Here is an 18,181-nt window from a genome sequence, read left to right on the forward strand (position 1 = left end):
CCGGGGCGGCCAGAACTGGAGAACGTCCATGCTCGAGAACGAGCCCGAGGGCGGCGAACGGACCGGCGCGCAGCCGGCCGGGACGACCGCCGACAGTGCCACCACCGCCTCCGGCGGCGCCGCGAGCGCGGCCTCCGCCGGTGCCGAGGGTGCCGCCTCCGGCAGCGCCGACGGCGCTGTCGCGGAGGGCGTGGCCGAGACCAAGCCGCCGGCCCGCAAGCGGGCCAGCCGCCGCAAGGCCGCCCCGTTGAACCAGCCGGAGCAGACCGACGCGCCGGTCGAGGCGTCCACGACGGTGACCGGCAGCGGCGAGTCGCCGCAGGCCGAGGTGTTCGCGCCGGTGGCCGGCGAGTTGGACACCGCGCCGAAGACCACCCGGCGGCGTCGTAAGGCGACACCGGCGAAGGCGGTCGAGGAGCCGGTGGCCGCAGCCGGGGTGGAGGCCGCCTCGGAGGAGGTCGTGCCGCCGGTCAAGGTGACCCGGACCCGCCGTCGCAAGGCCCCGCCGCCGGCCGCCGAGACCGTGGCGCCGGACGAGACCGCCGCTGGGCAGGCGCCCGCGGACGCGGTGATCGACGGGCCGGTCTCCGCGCCCGGTGGCGACCTGATCGCCGAGGGACGCGCCGACATCGACGGCGGCGAGGCCGGCGTCGACCGGCCCGCCACGGGCGAGGCCGTCGGCGGGGAGGCCGCCGCGGCTGCCGGGCAGCCCACCACCGGCCGGCGCACCACCCGCAGCCGCAAGGCGAGCACCCGCGGTACGGCGAGCACCGAGGGCACGGCGAGCACGGCCGCCATCAGCGGCACGGCCGCCATCGGCGAGCCCGTCGAGGACGAGGACGCCGAGGGCGAGACCACGAGCGCCGCGTCGACGCGTACCCAGGAGGTCGACCTGGCTCGCGGCGGCGGCCCGGCGGACGCGACGGGCGTGGTGTCGACGGGCGCCGCGGTACCGCGTGCGGACGAGGAGCCGGCGGAGACGCCGCCTGCCACCGGCCGCCGGCGTCGTGCCGCGCTCTCCGCGCCGACCGTCCTGTTCATGGCGCCGCAGCCCGACGAGGCGCCGGCCGTCCAGGTGACCTACCCGGCCGCTGAGGAGCCGATCGAGGAAGCGGTCGAGACCACCCGGCGCCGCCGTCGTGGCCGCCGTGAGGTCGAGCCGGTCGAGGCCGAGGTCGAGCCGGAGGCCGTCGAGGAGGAGCCGGTCACCGAGGCCGAGGAGTCCGCCGAGGCGGACGAGGCGGACGAGGACGACGAGACGGCCGCCGCCCGGCGTCGCCGCCGCCGGGGCCGCCGTGGTCGCGGCCGGGGCAAGGGCGGCGCGGACGAGGCCGACGACGAGGATGTCGACGAGTCCGGCGCGGCCGAGACCGCCGAGGGTGAGGCCGAGGAGCCCGCGGAGGACGAGGAGGCCGAGGGCGAGGGGATGACCCGTCGCCGTCGCCGTCGCCGCCGCCGGGGCGCCGGGGAGGCGGACACCGCCGCCGAGGACGGCGTACCGACCGTGGTCAAGATCCGCGAGCCGCGCAAGCCGGTCGACGAGGTGCAGGGTGTCTCCGGCTCGACCCGGCTGGAGGCCAAGCGGCAGCGCCGCCGGGACGGCCGCGAGCAGCGGCGTACGCGGCCGCCGATCCTGAGCGAGTCGGAGTTCCTGGCCCGCCGCGAGGCGGTGGACCGGGTGATGGTGGTCCGCCAGCGCGGTGACCGTACCCAGATCGCCGTGCTCGAGGACGGCGTGCTGGTCGAGCACTACGTCACGCGCAACTCGTCCGGCACCATGGCCGGCAACGTCTACCTGGGCAAGGTCCAGAACGTCCTGCCGAGCATGGAGGCGGCCTTCGTCGACATCGGGCGCGGACGCAACGCGGTCCTGTACGCCGGTGAGGTCAACTGGGACGCCACCGGCCTGGAGGGCCGGGCCCGCTCGATCGAGCAGGCGCTGCGCTCCGGTGACTCGGTGCTGGTGCAGGTCACCAAGGACCCGATCGGGCACAAGGGCGCGCGGCTGACCAGCCACATCGCGCTCTCCGGCCGGCACCTGGTCTACGTGCCGAACGGCAACGCCTCGGGGATCAGCCGCAAGCTGCCCGACACCGAGCGCAAGCGGCTGCGCGACGTGCTGAAGAAGCTGGTGCCGGACGGCGCCGGGGTGATCGTCCGGACCGCGGCCGAGGGCGCCAGCGAGGACGAGCTGGCCCGTGACGTCAAGCGGCTGCAGGCGCAGTGGGAGGACATCCAGGCCAAGGCGACCGAGGGTGGCGCGCCGGTGCTGCTCTACGAGGAGCCGGACCTGGTCATCCGCGTGGTCCGGGATCTCTTCAACGAGGACTTCCGCGAGCTGGTCATCGAGGGCGAGTCCGCGTACGGCATGGTCGAGTCGTACCTGTCGCACGTCTCCCCGGACCTGGTGGAGCGGCTGCGCCGGCACGCCGGGGTGGTGGACGTGTTCGCCGAGTACCGGATCGACGAGCAGATCCTCAAGGGGCTGGACCGGAAGGTCTTCCTCCCCTCCGGCGGCTCGCTGGTGATCGACCGCACCGAGGCGATGACTGTCATCGACGTCAACACCGGCAAGTACACCGGCTCCGGGGGCAACCTGGAGGAGACGGTCACCCGCAACAACCTGGAGGCGGCCGAGGAGATCGTGCGCCAGCTGCGGCTGCGCGACATCGGCGGCATCGTGGTGATCGACTTCATCGACATGGTGCTGGAGTCGAACCGGGAACTGGTGCTGCGCCGGCTCACCGAGTGCCTCGGCCGGGACCGCACCAAGCACCAGGTCACCGAGATCACCTCGCTCGGCCTGGTGCAGATGACCCGCAAGCGCATCGGTGCGGGCCTGCTGGAGGCGTTCAGCGAGACCTGCGAGTGCTGCAAGGGCCGGGGCGTGATCATTCACACGGAGCCGGTGCCGGAGAAGCCGCGCGGCGGTGCGGGGGAGAAGGTCAAGGCGGTCGCCTCGGCGGTCGCCGCGCCGGCCGAGGAGAAGGGCCGCCGCCGGGGTCGCAAGACCGCCGCGGCGGAGGCCGCGCCGGAACAGCCTGCCGCGTCGCCGCAGGCCGCCGACGAGGCACCGGCCGTCCCGGCCGCCCCGGAGCGGACCGTCGCCCCGGAGCGGACCGTCGCCGAGGTGGTCGAGAACGACGACGACTACTACGACACCCAGGGCTACGACCTGTCCCGGTTCGAGACGGACACGCCCGCCGCCTCGGCGGTCGCGGACAGCCAGGAGGGCGACTCGGCCCGGCTGGCCGCCGCCGACGACCCGGACGCGATCGGTGACGGCGACAACGACGACGACAGCGGCGCCCCGCGCCGGCGGGCGCGGCGCGGCGGTGCCCGGCGGCGTACCCGGCCGTGAGGCGCTGATCTGCTCGAACAGAACCCCCGAATCCGCGCCCTATGGGCGGATTCGGGGGTTCTGTCGTGTCCGTCGGTCGGCCGTGAGGACGCGGACCGCGGGCCCGGTTTGGGGGGCGGGCCGGGTATGCCGTACGCTTGCCTGCGGCGCACTTTGGTGTGCTGAGTTCCCGCGTGCCCGCGCTGCCGGTGTCACGGCTCCCGGCGAGACGCCGTGGGAACGACCGTGAACGGTGTGACAGCCGACAGCGGTGGAATAGACGCCAGTAGCCTCAACGACAGGGAGTCCGCCTCCGATGTACGCGATCGTCAAGACCGGCGGCAAGCAGTACAAGGTCGCCGAGGGCGACGTGATCGAGGTCGAGAAGCTCGCCGGTGCCCCCGGCGACGCGGTGAAGCTCACCGCGGTGCTCCTCGTCGACGGTGACGACCTGGTGACCGACGCGGCGAAGCTCGCCAAGGTCGCGGTGTCCGGCGAGATCGCCGCGCACACCAAGGGCCCGAAGATCCGGATCCACAAGTTCAAGAACAAGACCGGCTACCACAAGCGCCAGGGTCACCGCCAGCCGCTGACCCAGGTCAAGGTGACCGGCATCTCCAGCGGGAAGTAGGTCGTCCTCCAATGGCTCACAAAAAGGGTGCGTCCAGCTCGCGTAACGGCCGTGACTCCGCGGCCCAGCGGCTCGGCGTGAAGCGCTTCGGTGGTCAGGTCGTCAGCGCGGGTGAGATCCTCATCCGTCAGCGTGGCACCAAGTTCCACCCCGGTGACCTGGTCGGCCGTGGCGGCGACGACACGCTGTTCGCGCTGGCCGCCGGTTCGGTGCAGTTCGGCACCAAGCGCGGTCGCAAGACCGTCAGCATCGTGCCGCAGCAGTAGTTCTCAAAGCGTTGCGGGCCGCGGACCTCGAGTCCCGGCCCGCTTCGCTTTTCCCCGTGCGGGGCGGACCCCGCTGGAAGGATTGGCGTCGTGACGACGTTCGTTGACCGGGTCGTCCTGCACATGCAGGCCGGCGACGGCGGGCACGGCTGTGTCTCGATCCACCGGGAGAAGTTCAAGCCGTTCGGTGGGCCCGACGGCGGTAACGGCGGCCACGGCGGCAGCGTGTCGCTGGTGGTCGACCCGCAGGTCACCACGCTGCTCGACTTCCACTTCCGGCCGCACCTGAAGGCCGAGAACGGCAAGGGCGGCGCCGGCTCGAACCGGGACGGCGCCAACGGCCGCGACCTGCTCATCAAGGTGCCGAACGGCACAGTTGTGCAGAGCCTCGACGGCGAGGTGCTGGCCGACCTGGTCGGCGTCGGCACCACGTTCGAGGCGGCCCGGGGTGGACGGGGCGGGCGCGGCAACGCCTCGCTGGCCAACGCCCGCCGCAAGGCGCCCGGCTTCGCCGAGCTGGGTGAGCCCGGCGACCGGCTGGACGTCGTGCTGGAGCTCAAGAGCGTCGCCGACGTGGGCCTGGTCGGCTTTCCGTCCGCCGGCAAGTCGTCGCTGATCTCGGTGATCTCGGCGGCCAAGCCGAAGATCGCCGACTACCCGTTCACCACGCTGGTGCCGAACCTGGGCGTGGTCCGGGTGGACAACCACACCTTCACCGTCGCCGACGTGCCCGGCCTGATCCCCGGCGCGGCCAGCGGCAAGGGCCTGGGCCTGGAGTTCCTCCGCCACGTCGAGCGCTGTGCCGTGCTGGTGCACGTGATCGACACCGCGACGCTGGAGCCCGGCCGCGACCCGCTCGCCGACATCGACGCCATCGAGTCCGAGCTGTCCCAGTACGGCGGGCTCGCCGACCGGCCCCGGCTGGTCGCGCTCAACAAGGTCGACGTGCCGGACGGCAAGGACCTCGCCGACATCGTCCGCCCCGACCTGGAGGCGCGCGGGCTGCGCGTGTTCGACGTCTCCACCGCCACCCGGGAGGGCCTGCGCGAGCTGACGTACGCGATGGCGGAGCTGGTCGACCAGGGCCGCCGCGCCGCCCCGCCGGCCGAGCCGACCCGGATCGTGATCCGCCCGAAGGCGGTCGACGACGCCGGCTTCACCATCGAGGCCGAGGACGACGGCTCGTACACGGTGCGCGGCAGCCGCCCGGAGCGCTGGGTGAAGCAGACCAACTTCGACAACGACGAGGCGGTGGGTTACCTGGCCGACCGGCTGGCCCGCCTCGGCGTCGAGGAGAAGCTCGCCAAGGCCGGCGCCCAGGCCGGCGACCTGGTGCGCATCGGCGACCGGGAGTTCGACTGGCAGCCGACGCTCTACGCCGGTGTCGACTTCGTACCCGGTAACCGGGGCACCGACGTCCGGCTGGAGGAGAAGTCGAACCGTCCGTCGGCGTCCGACCGGCTGGCGGCCCGCAAGGCCCGCCGGGTCCGGCCGGAGGACGAGATCGAGGCCGCGTCCGCCGCGGAAGCGGACGCCGAGTAGCCGTTTGCGGGTCGGTGGCGGGAAACCTGCGCGAAATCCGGCCGATCTAGCGTACGGACATGTTGATCGAGTCCCGTCCCGTCACCGATCCGGAGATCGCCGCGCTCGTCGTCGCCCAGCAGCGTGAGCTGCGCGACGCGGACGGCGGCCTGGACGGGCAGGTCACAGTCGTGCACACCGACATCCACTACCTGGCCGCTGTCGTCGGCGGCCGGGCGGTCGGCTGCGGCGGACTCCAGGCGCTCGACGCCGGCACCGGCGAGCTGAAGCGGATGTACGTGCGGCCGGCGTACCGGGGGCGGGGCATCGCCCGGCAGCTGCTCGTGGCGCTGGAGGAACTGGCGTTCCGGCAGGGTCACCGCACGGTGTGCCTGGAGACGGGCACCTACCTGCCGGCCGCGATCGGGCTCTACCGGTCCAGTGGTTACGAGCCGATCCCGGTCTACGGCGAGTACGTGGACAACCCGTACAGCGTCTGCTTCGCCAAGCGGCTGCCGGTCGCGGCCTGACGCTCAGGCGCTGGTCTGCGCGTGCGGCGCGGTGACCGGCTTGGACTCCGGGCTGGCGTGCTGGCGCAGCACGATGCTGAGCAGGATCAGCACGCCGACGGCGAGGAACTCGCTCTGCCAGTTCTGCATGGACTGGAACCAGAAGTCGCTGGTGCCGAGGAACTGCCAGGCGCTGATCGGGGCGGCGCCACTCTCCAGCGCCTGCTCCCGGTTGTAGGTGGCCACGCCGCCGAACAGGTGCCCCAGGAACGCGCCCCCGAAGATCATCAGGAGTGCGATGGCGAGGCTGTTGCGGTAGACCACGAGCGGCAGCCCGCCCACGCGTACCGGCCACGGCGCGTGCGGGCCGGCGTGGTCGCGGTTGTCCTCCGGCCGGTCCGTCTGGTCCACCGGCTTCGACTCGGCCGAGCCCTTCTGCACCAGGTACGCGGTGAGCAGCACGTAGCCGCCCATCTGGAGGAACTCCGACTCCCAGTTCTCGAACACCGCCTCGGCGAAGTGCCCGGTGCCCAGATAGGCCCACCAGCTCAGCGGCTCGGCGCCGTACCGGCTCAGTTCCTCGTTGTGCACCTGCCAGCCGAACACGCTCTGCAGCAGCAGGAAGACGAGGAACGCGCCGAGCATGGCCACCGAGAGCATGTTGTCGCGCAACCACCGTGGCATCGCCCGAACCTCCTCGTCGCTGCCCTCCTGCCCCCGGCGGTACCCGGGCAAACGCCGGCCCGGCGTGTCGCGCCTGGTCAGGGGCGGTCGAACGGGGCCTCGACCGGGCTGCCGGTGCCGAGATTGTCGTTGAGCAGCAGGCCGGCGGCGAGCATGCCGAAGCCGAGGAACAGGTGCAGCCAGTTGTCGGCGTCGTTCACCGGCACGAAGTTCGCGGCGGTGTCCCTGTCGACGGCGAAGCCGTACAGCCACAGCACCAGGTAGAGCGTGCCGCCACCGGCCAGGAACACCCGTGCCCCGGCCAGCCGCCGGGCCATCACCAGCCCGACCAGCCCGAACAGCAGGTGCAGCAGGTTGTGCAGCACCGACACCTGGAACACCCCGAGCAGCTTCGCCCCGGAGTGGTGCCCGGCGAACGTCAACTCGCCGTAGTGGGTGGTGATGCCGGGCACGAAGCCGAGCACGCCGATGAGCGCGAAGAGGGCCGCCGCCGCGAGGGCGACCTTCTGCACCGCAGGCCGGGCGGGCGCGTGTTCGCGCAGGTCACGTGCCATCCCTGTCACCCCCGTGGGACGCGTCGCCGCCCGGGTGGGCAGGCATCCCATTCTCTGACCGGGGCGGGCCGGTCCCGCAGAGAATTCACGAATCAGGCATGGAGTCGTCGACCTGGGGTAGGGCGATTGTCACGCGGAAACGATCCGCGTACCCCCCGAAGACAACCGCTGGGAAACACACGAGCGGAAGGGACACCATGACTCAGGATCTTTCCCCCAGTTCGGCCACGTACCAGTCGACGAACGGTGGTGGCGGCGTACGTGATCAGGCCCGCCAGGTCGGCTCCGACGCCGCGAACGCGGGCGGCGCTGTCGCGCAGACCGCCAAGGAGCAGGGCCGGGAGGTGGTGGGCGAGGCCAAGCGGCAGGCCCGCGACCTCTACGGCGAGACCCGCAGCCAGGTCACCGCCCAGGCCGGCCAGCAGCAGCAGCGCGCCGCCAGCGGGCTGCGCTCGCTCGCCGACGAGATGCGCACCATGGCGCAGCAGGGCGGCGGCTCCGGGCCGGTCACCGAGCTGGCCCACCAGGCGGCCGAGCGGGTGCACGGCGTGGCCGGCTGGCTGGAGCAGCGCGAGCCGGGCGACCTGCTCAACGAGGTGAAGAGCTACGCCCGCCGCAACCCGGGCACGTTCCTCGTCGGCGCGGCGCTGCTCGGCGTGGTCGCCGGGCGGCTCACCCGCAACATCGCCGCGATCGGCGACGACAGCACGGCGCGGCCGGCGTACGACCCGGACCGCACCGCCGTCATCCCGACCGCGCGCGAGGTGCCGGGCCAGGTGCCGCCGGGCGGCTACCTCGACCCGACGCCGGGCAGCTACGCCGAGCCGGACCCGGGCTACTCCGCGCCGGGCGCGACCTACCCGGCCGGCGGCGCCCCGAACACCTGGGCCGACCCGGCGGGTGGCACCGGTCAGCCGCTGCCGCCGCCGGAGCGCACCGACCCGCTGCCTGGTGTCCCGTCCACCGGTGCTCCCCGCCCGTGACCGGCCGCACCGGCAGAAGGGAGGCGACGGCATGACCGTACCCACGCAGGACCCCGGCTATCAGGCGGCGGGCGCACCGCCCCACGCCGACGAGGTGCGCGGCAGCTCGCTCGGTGACCTGATGCGTCAGGTCACCACCGACCTGTCCACGCTGATGCGCCAGGAGGTCGAGCTCGCCAAGGCCGAGATCCGCCAGGAGGGCAAGAAGGCGGGCAAGGCCGCCGGACTGTTCGGCGGCGCCGGCTTCGGCGGCTACATGGTGGCGCTCTTCGTCTCGATCGCGATCTGGCAGTTCCTCGACAACGTCATGGACTCCGGGCTGGCCGCGCTGATCGTGGCCGTGATCTGGGCCGCTGTCGCGGCGGTCCTGTACTCGATGGGCAAGAAGAACGCCGAGCGGATCCGCGGCCTGAAGCAGACGAACGACAGTGTGCAGCGCATCCCCGACGCGCTCAAGCCGCACCCGGAGGGAGTCACCCGATGAGCACCGATCCCGAGCAGATCCGCCGTGAGATCGAAGCCACTCGCAACAACCTCAGCTCGGACGTGGACGCCCTGGCGTACAAGGTCAGCCCGAGCCGCATCGTCGACGACCGCAAGCAGCGCGTACGCAGCGCGCTGACGAACGTGAAGGACAAGGTGATGGGAACCGCTTCGGACCTCGGCCACAGCACCGGCCACGCCGCCCACTCGGTGGGCGACCACGCCTCCTCGATGGCCTCCACGGTGGGCGACAAGGCGCAGTCCGCCGCCGCCACGGTGAGTGACGCCGCCCACCGGGCGCCGCAGGTGGTGCGGCGCAAGTCCGAGGGCAACCCGATCGCCGCCGGCGTGATCGCCTTCGGCGTCGGCATGCTGGTCTCCTCGCTGATTCCGGCCACCCGCCGCGAGCAGCAGGTCGCCGCGCAGGTCAAGGAGAAGGCCGCCGAGCACGGTGGCGTGGTCAAGGAGAAGCTTGGCGAGGTCGCCGGTGAGCTGAAGGAGGAGCTGCGCGAGCCCGCGCAGCACGCCGCCGAGTCGGTGAAGGCGACCGCGCAGGACGCCGCGTACGCGGTCAAGGACGACGGCCGCGCCGCCGCGCAGGACGTCCGGCACAGCGCCGAGCAGGTGCGGTCCTGAAGTCCGCGCCCTCGGTAAGGAAGGGCCCCTTCTTATCGCCAGGCGATAAGAAGGGGCCCTTCCTTACACCTCGGCGCGCAGCGGCGGGGGCAGTGCCCCGGCCTGCACCCAGAGCACCAGATCGTCGGGGCGGCGCCGCGTCATCCGCCGGCGCAGGGCGCGTGTGGGGTTGGCCGCCGTCCGCAGCCGGGCGCCCGCGTAGGGCACCCCGCCGCGCAGCCGCCGGCCCACCGCCAGCCAGGCGCACAGGCCACGCTCCAGCACCCAGGCGGGCGCGGCGAGGCCGGTGTACGCCGGGAAGACCCGGGCGCCGCCGGCCCGGCGCCGGCCCAGCTCCGCCACCGCGACCGTCGCCAGCCCGGCCCGCAGCAGCAGCCCGGGCCGGCGGGCGGCGATCGCGACCGCCGTCGCCGGCAGCACCGCCAGCGCGGCCAGCAGCCACACCGGCCGGGCCGTCTCGTCGTACGCCTGGCGCACCCGCTGCCCGAGGAAGTGCGCGGCGGAGGGCGGTAGCCGCCGCACGTACAGCCAGGCCGGGGTGGCGGTGCTGCCGCCGTACGCCCGCACGGTCCGGGCCAGCTCCAGGTTTTCGAAGAGCACGTCGGGGTCGTAGCCGCCCATCGCCAGGAACGTGCTCCGCCGCACTCCCAGGGTGCCCGGCCAGTCGCCGCCGAACACGCGGGCCAGCAGCGTCCGGCCGGTGTCCCACCAGGCGTGCCAGGGCAGCGGGTCGAAGTGGTTCTGCGGCCGGACCAGGTCCACCCCGTCCAGCATCTGGTGCACCGCGCACAGGGCGGGCCGGTCGTACCGGACGTCGTCGTCGGCGATCACCACGTGCTCGTGCCGGGCCAGCGCGACGCCGGTGAGCACGCCGAGCGCCTTGCCGTTGCGCCCGCGCAGCGCCGGGTCCGGCGGCACGTGCCGCACGAGCCCGCGCCAGGCGGCGGCGTGCCGGGCGAACAGCTCCGGCGCCGATCCGTCGACCACCACCACGTCGACAGACCGGCTCAGCTCGCGCAGGTACCCGGTCAGCTCGTCCAGGCCGCTGTCGTCGTGGGCGCGCAGCGGCAGGACGTACGCCATCGGAAGCCGGACCGGCGCGGACGCGGCGCCCTCGTCGCGGTACGCGGCGGTCGGTCGGGTCACGTCGCCTCCCTCGTGTCGGGTGACGCGACTTGCCCGGAATGCGGTCGCTGAAACCGTTTCGGGCGTGCTGCGTCGGGTAGCGCAGCCGGATACGGACGGACCGAGTCGGAAGGAGACGTGATGCCCAGCAACGCGACGAGATGGGCGCTGGCCGGCGCCGCCGCCGTGACGGCGCTCGGAGTCACCCGGACGGTGGCGCGGCGGCGGCACCGGCACCAGCCCGACCGGGAGGACGGCTGGTACGTGGTGCACCGGGGGATCACCGTGAACCGGCCGGTCGACGAGGTGATCGGCTTCTGGACCGACCGGGAACGGCTCGACCGAGGGCTGGCCGAGTGGGCCACGCTGGAGCAGCTCGACGCGAACCGGTGGCGCTGCGTGGCGGTCGACCCGGCCGGCGGCGGCACCGAGTGGCGGGCCGAGATCACCGTCGACGGGCCGGGCCGGCTGAGCTGGCGGGTCACCGACGGGCCGGTCGCCCAGCGCGGCCGGGTCGAGCTGGTCGCCGCCCCGCAGGACCGGGGCACCGAGATCCGGGCCGAGCTGCGGTGGCGCTCCGGGCCGATCCGGCGGGCGGTCGGCCTGGCCGGCGGCGACGACCCGGACCTGGGGCTGCGTACCGCGCTGCGCCGGATCAAGTCGCTGATCGAGACCGGGCAGGTGCTGGACACCCGGCACGACCCGTCCGGGCGCAACCCCCGGCAGGAACGGGCGACGGACAAGGTACGCGAGAGGCTGACGGCGGGAGGACGACCGTGAGGGCGCTGTGCTGGGAGGGCGTGGGCAAGCTGGCGGTGCGGGACGTGCCGGAGCCGACCATCAGGTCCGGCGGCGACATCATCGTCAAGGTGCGCGCGAGCAGTGTCTGCGGCTCCGACCTGCACCTGATCAACGGTTACCTGCCGGCCATGCGCGAGGGCGACATCCTCGGCCACGAGTTCATGGGCGAGGTGGTCGAGACCGGCCCGGACGTGCGGCGGATCTCCGTCGGTGACCGGGTGGTGGTCGGATCCGTGGTGGCCTGCGGCTCGTGCTGGTACTGCCGCACCGAGCAGTTCTCGCTCTGCGACAACTCCAACCCGCAGCCGGTCTTCACCGAGAAGCTGTGGGGCCACTCGCCCGCCGGCATCCTCGGCTACTCGCACGCGGCGGGCGGCTACTCCGGCAGCCACGCCGAGTACATCCGGGTGCCGTTCGGCGACGTCGGCGCGTTCACGGTGCCCGACGGGGTGCCGGACGACTCGGTCGTCTTCGCCTCCGACGCGATGCCGACCGGCTGGATGGCCGCCGACTTCTGTGACCTCAAGGGCGGCGAGGTGGTGGCCGTCTGGGGCGCCGGCGGCGTCGGCCAGATGGCCGCCCGGTCCGCGCAGATCCTCGGCGCCGAGCGCGTCGTGGTCATCGACCGGCTGCCGGAACGGCTCGCCACCGCCGCGCAGCGGCTCGGCGTGGAGACGATCAACTACGCCGAGACCGACGTGCTGGAGGCGCTGCGGGAGATGACCGCCGGGCGCGGCCCGGACGCCTGCATCGAGGCCGTCGGCATGGAGTCGCACGACGTCGGCCCGGCGTACGCGTACGACAAGGCCAAGCAGACGGTACGCGCGCAGACCGACCGGCCCACCTCGGTCCGTCAGGCGATCATGGCGGCTCGCAAGGGCGGCACGGTGAGCATCGTCGGCGTGTACGGCGGCCTGGTGGACAAGTTCCCGCTCGGCGCGGCCATGAACAAGGCACTGGTGCTGCGGATGGGGCAGATGCACGCCCAGCGCTACATCCCGATGCTGCTGGACCGGGTCGCGGCCGGCGAGATCGACCCCGGCTACCTGGCGACCCACCCGATGTCGCTGGAACAGGGCGCCCGGGGCTACGAGATCTTCGAGAAGAAGGAGGACGGCTGCCTGCGTAGCGTGCTGCACCCGCAGGCCGCCTGACCGAGTGAGGGGTGCGCCCGTTCAGCGCAGCGGGCGTACCCCGTCGGCCGGGTGTGCCCCGTCGGCCGGGCGTACCCCGTCGAGCACCAGTCCGGCGGGCGGCAACGCCGGCATCGAACCGAGGTCGAGCGCCAGGTCCTGGGGCGGTACGCGGTAGCTCATCGCCCCGGTCAGGTTCGTCACGGCCCGCTTCATCAGCTCGATGGTGATCCACTCACCGGCGCAGCGGTGGCCGGTGAAGTGGTCACCGCCGCCCTGCGGGATCAGGCCGAACGGGTCGTCGCGCCAGCCGGTGAACCGCTCCGGGCGGAACTGCTCCGGCTCGGGCCACACGTCGGGGTGGTGGTTGGTGCCGTACAGGTCGAGCAGCACCCGCCGGCCCTGCGGGAACGTGTACCCCCGCCACTGGAACGAGCGGCGCACCCGGGCCGCGGTGACCGGGAAGAACGGGTAGTAGCGGCGTACCTCCTGCACGAACTGCTCGGTCGCGTCGTCGTCGCCGGACAGCCGGTCCCGCCAGTGCGGGTGGTCGTGCAGCGCCAGCGCGGCGAAGACCACGTACCGGTCCACCGCGACGGTGGGGCGCAGCACGTTCAGCAGCTCCACGGCGGCGATCCGGCGCGGCAGCGGCAGGCCCCGCTCGTCCCGGTGCCCGGCCACGACCGCCAGCGCGCTGCCCTCGGGTGCGGGCACCGCGCCCGCGCGTACCCGCTCGATCAGCTCGCCGGCCCAGCGTTGCGCGTGCCGGCGGCCGAGCCGCCCGCGCCAGTGCCGGGGGCCCAGCGCGGCCGGTGACTCGATCATGGCGTGCATCTCGGCGGTCCGGCGCGGCACGTCGGCCTCGGCCAGCGGCACCCCGGCCCAGGCCCAGACCGTACGGGTCAGGATCCGGCCCACCTCGTCGTAGAGCACCACCGGCCCGCCCCGCGCCCAGACCGGGATCCGGGCCCGCCACTGCTCGTCGAAGACCTCCCCGAGGCGGCGGATCGCGGCCGGCGTCATGATCGACATGAACATCGCCTTGCGGACCCGGTGCGCCTCGCCGTCGAGGCCCTGCACACCACCGACGCCGGTGAGCGTGCGCTGCCCGCGCATCGGCATCGCGCCGCGCCGGACGAACCGCTCCTCGTCGTAGAACAACTCGGCGGCCTCCCGGCCGCGCAGGCAGATCGTCGGCTCCAGCAGCAGCCGGGTCTGGAAGACATCGGTGCCGAGGCGGTCGCAGCGGGCGCCGACGAAGCGGTAGCCCTCACGGAGGAACGCGAGCGTGCTGTCCGGGCTCCGGTCGCTCGGCATGGTGCTCATCTCAGCTGCTCCTGACGCGGTTCGGCGGCCCTGCCTACCTACCCGGGCCGGCGCGGCCGAACCCTCCATTCCAGCAGCTCCGGCCCGTTGAGGGAGGGGCCGGCGACACGGACGCGTGCTGGCCCCTCCCCGGGCGCGGAAAAGCTGGTTGTCTCGGTGTCGCGGACCGGCGGCGACCGGCCCGCCGCCGCCGGCGCGACGTCCGGCGGCGCGGTCACCGGAGACGGGGGAGGACACCGATGCGTGACGACAGGGCGGTACGACGGCACCGCGAGGCGACGGCCCGGCTGCGCGGCGACCGCGGCGGCGGGCCGCTGATCGGCGCGCCCCGGCGCTCCGCGCCCCGCCCGCCGCGCCACTTCACAGTGCACCTGGGCTTCGCCGCCGCCGATCCCGCCGTCGCGCGGGAGCACGCGGTGGCGTACGCCGAAGCCCTCGGCCTGCTCCGCCCGGAGCTGGCGCTCGGCGCGGCGGCGTTGTCCCCGGCGGACGCCTGGCACCGCGCCGAGCGGCTGTTCTGCGACGCCCTCGGCCCCGACGGCGAGGGCTGTGCGGACGTGGCCGGCCACCCCGGCTTCCACCACGCGCCCGGTCCGGGCGGCCTCGGCTGGGGCGACGGTGACTGAGCCGCGCTCAGTCCAGGTCGAACTCGCCGTCCTGGGCGCCCGCGACGAACGCGTCCCACTCGGCCTGGGTGAAGACCAGCACCGGCCCGTCCGGCTCGGCGGAGTTGCGCATACCGATCAGGTCGTCGACGAATGCCACTTCGACCGCTCCCTCGGAGGTGTCGCCCTCAGCCCGCTGCCAAACCGCCCGGGAGAGGTCGAAATCGCCCTTGGGGTGCTGACCCATCGCTGTTCCTCCATCGCCACGCGTAACGAGACGGCCCGAGCGGACCACATCGGGCAGGATAAGCGGATGCCGAGCCTCACCCGTGCAGAGGCGACCGCGCGCCGCGCGTCGATCACCGTCGAGTCCTACGATGTGGACCTCGACCTGACCGGCGACGCCGAGCGGTTCCGCTCCGCCGTCACCATCCGGTTCCGGGCCACCCCCGGCGCCGAGACCTTCGTCGACGTCAAGCCGCGCCGACTCCTCGCCGTCCGCCTCAACGGCAACGACCTCGACCCGGCCCTGCTGGCCGGCGACCGGCTGCCGCTGACCGGCCTGGCCGAGGACAACACGCTCACCGTCGAGGCCGAGATGGCCTACTCCAACACCGGCGAGGGGCTGCACCGTTTCGTCGACCCGGCAGACGGCGAGACCTACCTCTACGCGCTGTCGTTCCTGGACGACGGGCCGCGCGTCTTCGCCGCGTTCGACCAGCCCGACCTGAAGGCCCCTGTGACGCTGACCGTCACCGCGCCGCCGGAGTGGACTGTCGCCGCCAACGGGCCGCTGGCCGACCGGCCCGCACCGGGGCGTTGGGACTTCGCCACCACCGAACCCCTGGCCACCTACTTCGTCTCGCTGATCGCCGGGCCCTGGCACGTGCTGCGCGCCGAGCACGACGGCATCCCGCTCGGCCTCTACTGCCGGCGTTCGCTCGCCGCCCACCTGGACGCCGACGCCGACGAGATCCTCACCGTCACCCGGCAGTGCCTCGACCGCTTCCACCAGCTCTTCGCCGAGCGCTACCCGTTCGGCAAGTACGACCAGGCGTTCGTGCCCGAGTTCAACGCCGGCGCGATGGAGAACCCGGGCCTGGTCACGATCCGCGACGACTACGTCTTCCGCTCCGCCGTCACCGACACCCAGCGGGAGCTGCGCGCCACCACCATCGCCCACGAGATGGCGCACATGTGGTTCGGTGACCTGGTCACCATGAGCTGGTGGGACGACCTGTGGCTCAACGAGTCCTTCGCCGAATACCTCGGCACCCGGGTCACCGCCGAGGCGACCCGGTTCGACCGGGCGTGGACCACGTTCGCGAGCCACCGCAAGGCCTGGGGCTACACCGCCGACCAGCGCCCCTCCACCCACCCGGTGGCGCCGGAGGAGGTGGCAGACGCCGCGCAGGCGCTGCTCAACTTCGACGGCATCTCGTACGCCAAGGGCGCCAGCGTGCTGCGCCAGCTCGTCGCCTGGCTCGGTGACGAGGCGTTCCTGGCCGGGCTGAACGCGCACTTCGCCGCGCACCGGTTCGGCAACGCCACGCTCGCCGACCTGCTGGCCGCCCTGGGCGCGGCGAGCGGCCGCGACCTGGACGGCTGGGCGGAACGCTGGCTGCGCCGCGCGCAGGTGAACACGCTGCGGGTCGACACCGCCGTGGACGCCGACGGCCGGTGGACCGATGTGGCGATCGTGCAGACCGCCCCGGCGAGCCACCCGGTGCTGCGGCCGCACCGCATCGGGGTGGCCCACCACACCGCCGACGGTCCGGCGTACCGGTTCGAGGTCGACCTCGACCCCGACGCCGACGGCGGTCGTACGCCGCTGCCCGAGCTGGTCGGGCGGCCTGCCACCGGGCTCGTGCTGCCGAACGCCGGTGACCTGACGTTCGCCAAGATCCGGCTCGACCCGGCCTCGGCGGACGCGGTGCCGCTGCTGCTGCCGGGGCTCGACGATTCGCTGGCCCGGGCGCTGCTCTGGGCCGAGACGCTGGACGCGGTCACCGACGGGGAACGGCCGGCCGGCGCGCTCGCCGGGCTGATCGCGGCGGCGCTACCCGCCGAGACCGAAGTGACGATCGTCGAGGACGTGCTGCTGCTCAGCCGCCGGCTGATCGACCGCTACCTCGACCCGCTCGCCCGGGACGCGGCGCTGCTGCGGGTGGCGACCGCCTGCGCGGCGCTGCTCGACTCGGCGCCCGCGGGCGGCTCCCTGCAACTGGCGGCGGCGCGGGGCCTGATCGGTGCCACCACCGACACGGCCATGCTGACCGGCTGGCTCGCCGGCAAGGACGTGCCGCCAGGGCTCGCGGTCGACGCCGACCTGCGGTGGGCGGTGCTTCGCCGGCTCGTGGTGCTCGGCGCGGCCGGGGCGCCGGAGATCGACGCCGAGGCCGACGGCGACCGCAGCGCCACCGGCGCCGAGCAGGCCGCCGCGTGCCGGGCCGCGCTGCCCGACGCCGACGCGAAACGGGCCGCCTGGGAGATCGTCACGCGCAGCACCGAGCTGTCGAACCGGCTGGTCGAGGCGACCGCCGAGGGCTTCTGGCAGCCCGAGCAGCCCGAGCTGACCGCCGGGTACGTGGAGCGCTACTTCACCGATATGCCGGCGGCGGCGCGTCTGCGTACCGCCTGGGTGGCCGACGCGGTCACTGTCGCCGCGTACCCCCGTTACGCCGTGTCGCAGCCCACCCGGGAGATGGCCGCGGCGCTGCTGGCCCGCGACGACCTCACGCCCGGTCTGCGGCGGTGGGTGACCGACCTGGACGACGACATGCGCCGGGCGCTCGTGGCGCGGACGGCGGTGGCCGCCGCGTCGGCCTGACCGGGCACGCCGGGCGGGGGGCGCACCCGCCCGGCGTGGCCGACCCCGCCCGGGCCCGTCCGAGACGCGGCCTACGATCGCTGGGTGGAGGAAGACATCCGGCGGATCGGCATCATGGGCGGCACGTTCGACCCGATCCACCACGGGCACCTGGTAGCGGCGAGCGAGGTGGCCGACCGGTTCGGCCTGGACGAGGTCGTCTTCGTGCCGACCGGGCAACCGTGGCAGAAGGCGGAGGAAGCGGTCACCCCGGCCGAGGACCGCTATCTCATGACGGTGATCGCCACCGCCTCCAACCCGCGTTTCCAGGTGAGCCGGGTCGACATCGACCGGGGCGGCCCCACCTACACCGTCGACACGCTGCGCGACCTGCACGCCGAGTACGGCCCGAAGGCCCAGCTGTTCTTCATCACCGGCGCGGACGCCCTGGAGCGCATCCTCTCCTGGAAGGACCTGGACGAGGCGCTCGAACTGGCCCACTTCATCGGCGTGACCCGGCCCGGTTTCGAACTCACCGACAAGCACCTGCCGGCCGACTCGGTGAGCCTGGTGCAGGTGCCGGCGATGGCGATCTCGTCGACCGACTGCCGTGCGCGCGTCGCACGGGGCGAGCCGGTGTGGTACCTGGTGCCCGACGGTGTGGTGCAGTACATCGCGAAACGGCGTCTTTACCAGCGGTGATTCGCCCCGTTCCGTCCCGGTCCATGCCTGAAATCGACCAGAACTGACGAGTCGCCACACCGCCGGGTGTGAG

The 18,181-nt window shown here is 73.5% G+C and carries 18 protein-coding genes; 13 read left to right on the forward strand and 5 right to left on the reverse strand.

What is annotated here, in order from left to right:
• Nucleotides 1–28: 28 nt before the first annotated feature.
• The 5 genes from ACGFIA_RS19725 (at nt 29) to ACGFIA_RS19745 (ending at nt 6,288) form a co-directional block, all read left to right on the forward strand.
• The gene (locus tag ACGFIA_RS19725; RefSeq protein WP_393261308.1) at nt 29–3,361 is read left to right on the forward strand and encodes an Rne/Rng family ribonuclease; all 3,333 of its coding nucleotides are present in this window, start codon (nt 29–31) and stop codon (nt 3,359–3,361) included.
• Between the two features lie 295 nt (nt 3,362–3,656).
• Nucleotides 3,657–3,971, forward strand: a complete 315-nt coding sequence (gene rplU / locus ACGFIA_RS19730) for a 50S ribosomal protein L21 (RefSeq protein ID WP_018787289.1) — start codon at nt 3,657–3,659, stop codon at nt 3,969–3,971.
• An 11-nt stretch (nt 3,972–3,982) separates the two neighbouring features.
• Nucleotides 3,983–4,237: a 50S ribosomal protein L27 gene (gene rpmA, locus ACGFIA_RS19735; RefSeq protein ID WP_013288010.1), complete on the forward strand. Its 255-nt coding sequence runs from the start codon at nt 3,983–3,985 to the stop codon at nt 4,235–4,237.
• A gap of 90 nt (nt 4,238–4,327) precedes the next feature.
• Nucleotides 4,328–5,779, forward strand: coding sequence for a GTPase ObgE (obgE, locus tag ACGFIA_RS19740; RefSeq protein WP_393261311.1), 1,452 nt, complete (start codon nt 4,328–4,330; stop codon nt 5,777–5,779).
• 59 nt (nt 5,780–5,838) lie between these two features.
• Complete coding sequence (locus ACGFIA_RS19745; RefSeq protein WP_357388421.1) at nt 5,839–6,288, forward strand: GNAT family N-acetyltransferase; 450 nt, start codon at nt 5,839–5,841, stop codon at nt 6,286–6,288.
• 3 nt (nt 6,289–6,291) lie between these two features.
• On the opposite strand, the gene ACGFIA_RS19750 is transcribed toward ACGFIA_RS19745, so the two are convergent.
• A complete protein-coding gene (locus tag ACGFIA_RS19750) occupies nt 6,292–6,951 on the reverse strand; it encodes a DUF6766 family protein (RefSeq protein ID WP_393261314.1) in 660 nt (219 codons plus the stop codon).
• 77 nt (nt 6,952–7,028) lie between these two features.
• Complete coding sequence (locus ACGFIA_RS19755; protein ID WP_393261576.1) at nt 7,029–7,493, reverse strand: DUF4383 domain-containing protein; 465 nt, start codon at nt 7,491–7,493, stop codon at nt 7,029–7,031.
• A gap of 209 nt (nt 7,494–7,702) precedes the next feature.
• Between ACGFIA_RS19755 and ACGFIA_RS19760 the strand changes: the two genes are divergently transcribed.
• Genes ACGFIA_RS19760 through ACGFIA_RS19770 form a run of 3 tightly spaced genes read left to right on the forward strand, consistent with a single transcriptional unit; the run spans nt 7,703 to nt 9,607 of the window.
• Entirely contained in the window at nt 7,703–8,488 is a 786-nt protein-coding gene (locus tag ACGFIA_RS19760) for a hypothetical protein (RefSeq protein ID WP_357388425.1), read from the forward strand.
• A gap of 31 nt (nt 8,489–8,519) precedes the next feature.
• Nucleotides 8,520–8,972, forward strand: a complete 453-nt coding sequence (locus ACGFIA_RS19765; RefSeq protein ID WP_018787295.1) for a phage holin family protein — start codon at nt 8,520–8,522, stop codon at nt 8,970–8,972.
• Complete coding sequence (locus ACGFIA_RS19770) at nt 8,969–9,607, forward strand: DUF3618 domain-containing protein (protein ID WP_357388427.1); 639 nt, start codon at nt 8,969–8,971, stop codon at nt 9,605–9,607. The genes ACGFIA_RS19765 and ACGFIA_RS19770 overlap by 4 nt, the downstream gene beginning before the upstream one ends.
• A gap of 63 nt (nt 9,608–9,670) precedes the next feature.
• On the opposite strand, the gene ACGFIA_RS19775 is transcribed toward ACGFIA_RS19770, so the two are convergent.
• Nucleotides 9,671–10,753 carry a glycosyltransferase gene (locus ACGFIA_RS19775; protein WP_393261319.1) on the reverse strand — a complete coding sequence of 361 codons (1,083 nt, stop codon included), beginning with the start codon at nt 10,751–10,753 and terminating at the stop codon, nt 9,671–9,673.
• Between the two features lie 120 nt (nt 10,754–10,873).
• Here ACGFIA_RS19775 and ACGFIA_RS19780 point away from each other — a divergent pair, with 120 nt between their 5' ends.
• Nucleotides 10,874–11,512: a cyclase gene (locus ACGFIA_RS19780; RefSeq protein ID WP_357476436.1), complete on the forward strand. Its 639-nt coding sequence runs from the start codon at nt 10,874–10,876 to the stop codon at nt 11,510–11,512.
• Nucleotides 11,509–12,687: a zinc-dependent alcohol dehydrogenase gene (locus ACGFIA_RS19785; protein WP_357476438.1), complete on the forward strand. Its 1,179-nt coding sequence runs from the start codon at nt 11,509–11,511 to the stop codon at nt 12,685–12,687. Before ACGFIA_RS19780 ends, ACGFIA_RS19785 begins: the two co-directional genes overlap by 4 nt.
• A 21-nt stretch (nt 12,688–12,708) precedes the next feature.
• On the opposite strand, the gene ACGFIA_RS19790 is transcribed toward ACGFIA_RS19785, so the two are convergent.
• Entirely contained in the window at nt 12,709–13,992 is a 1,284-nt protein-coding gene (locus ACGFIA_RS19790; RefSeq protein WP_393261323.1) for a cytochrome P450, read from the reverse strand.
• A gap of 239 nt (nt 13,993–14,231) precedes the next feature.
• Here ACGFIA_RS19790 and ACGFIA_RS19795 point away from each other — a divergent pair, with 239 nt between their 5' ends.
• Entirely contained in the window at nt 14,232–14,618 is a 387-nt protein-coding gene (locus ACGFIA_RS19795) for a hypothetical protein (RefSeq protein ID WP_357388437.1), read from the forward strand.
• Nucleotides 14,619–14,625: 7 nt separating this feature from the next.
• Here the strand turns inward: ACGFIA_RS19795 and ACGFIA_RS19800 are convergent, their stop codons facing one another.
• Nucleotides 14,626–14,844 (reverse strand): DUF397 domain-containing protein, encoded by a 219-nt coding sequence (locus tag ACGFIA_RS19800; protein WP_013287999.1) that lies wholly within the window; start codon nt 14,842–14,844, stop codon nt 14,626–14,628.
• Between the two features lie 66 nt (nt 14,845–14,910).
• Here ACGFIA_RS19800 and pepN point away from each other — a divergent pair, with 66 nt between their 5' ends.
• Complete coding sequence (gene pepN / locus ACGFIA_RS19805) at nt 14,911–17,427, forward strand: aminopeptidase N (RefSeq protein ID WP_357388439.1); 2,517 nt, start codon at nt 14,911–14,913, stop codon at nt 17,425–17,427.
• A gap of 84 nt (nt 17,428–17,511) precedes the next feature.
• Nucleotides 17,512–18,108, forward strand: coding sequence for a nicotinate-nucleotide adenylyltransferase (gene nadD / locus ACGFIA_RS19810; RefSeq protein ID WP_357388441.1), 597 nt, complete (start codon nt 17,512–17,514; stop codon nt 18,106–18,108).
• Nucleotides 18,109–18,181: the final 73 nt, after the last annotated feature.

It is taken from the genome of Micromonospora sp. NPDC049203 (assembly GCF_043197215.1).
GTDB lineage: Bacteria > Actinomycetota > Actinomycetes > Mycobacteriales > Micromonosporaceae > Micromonospora.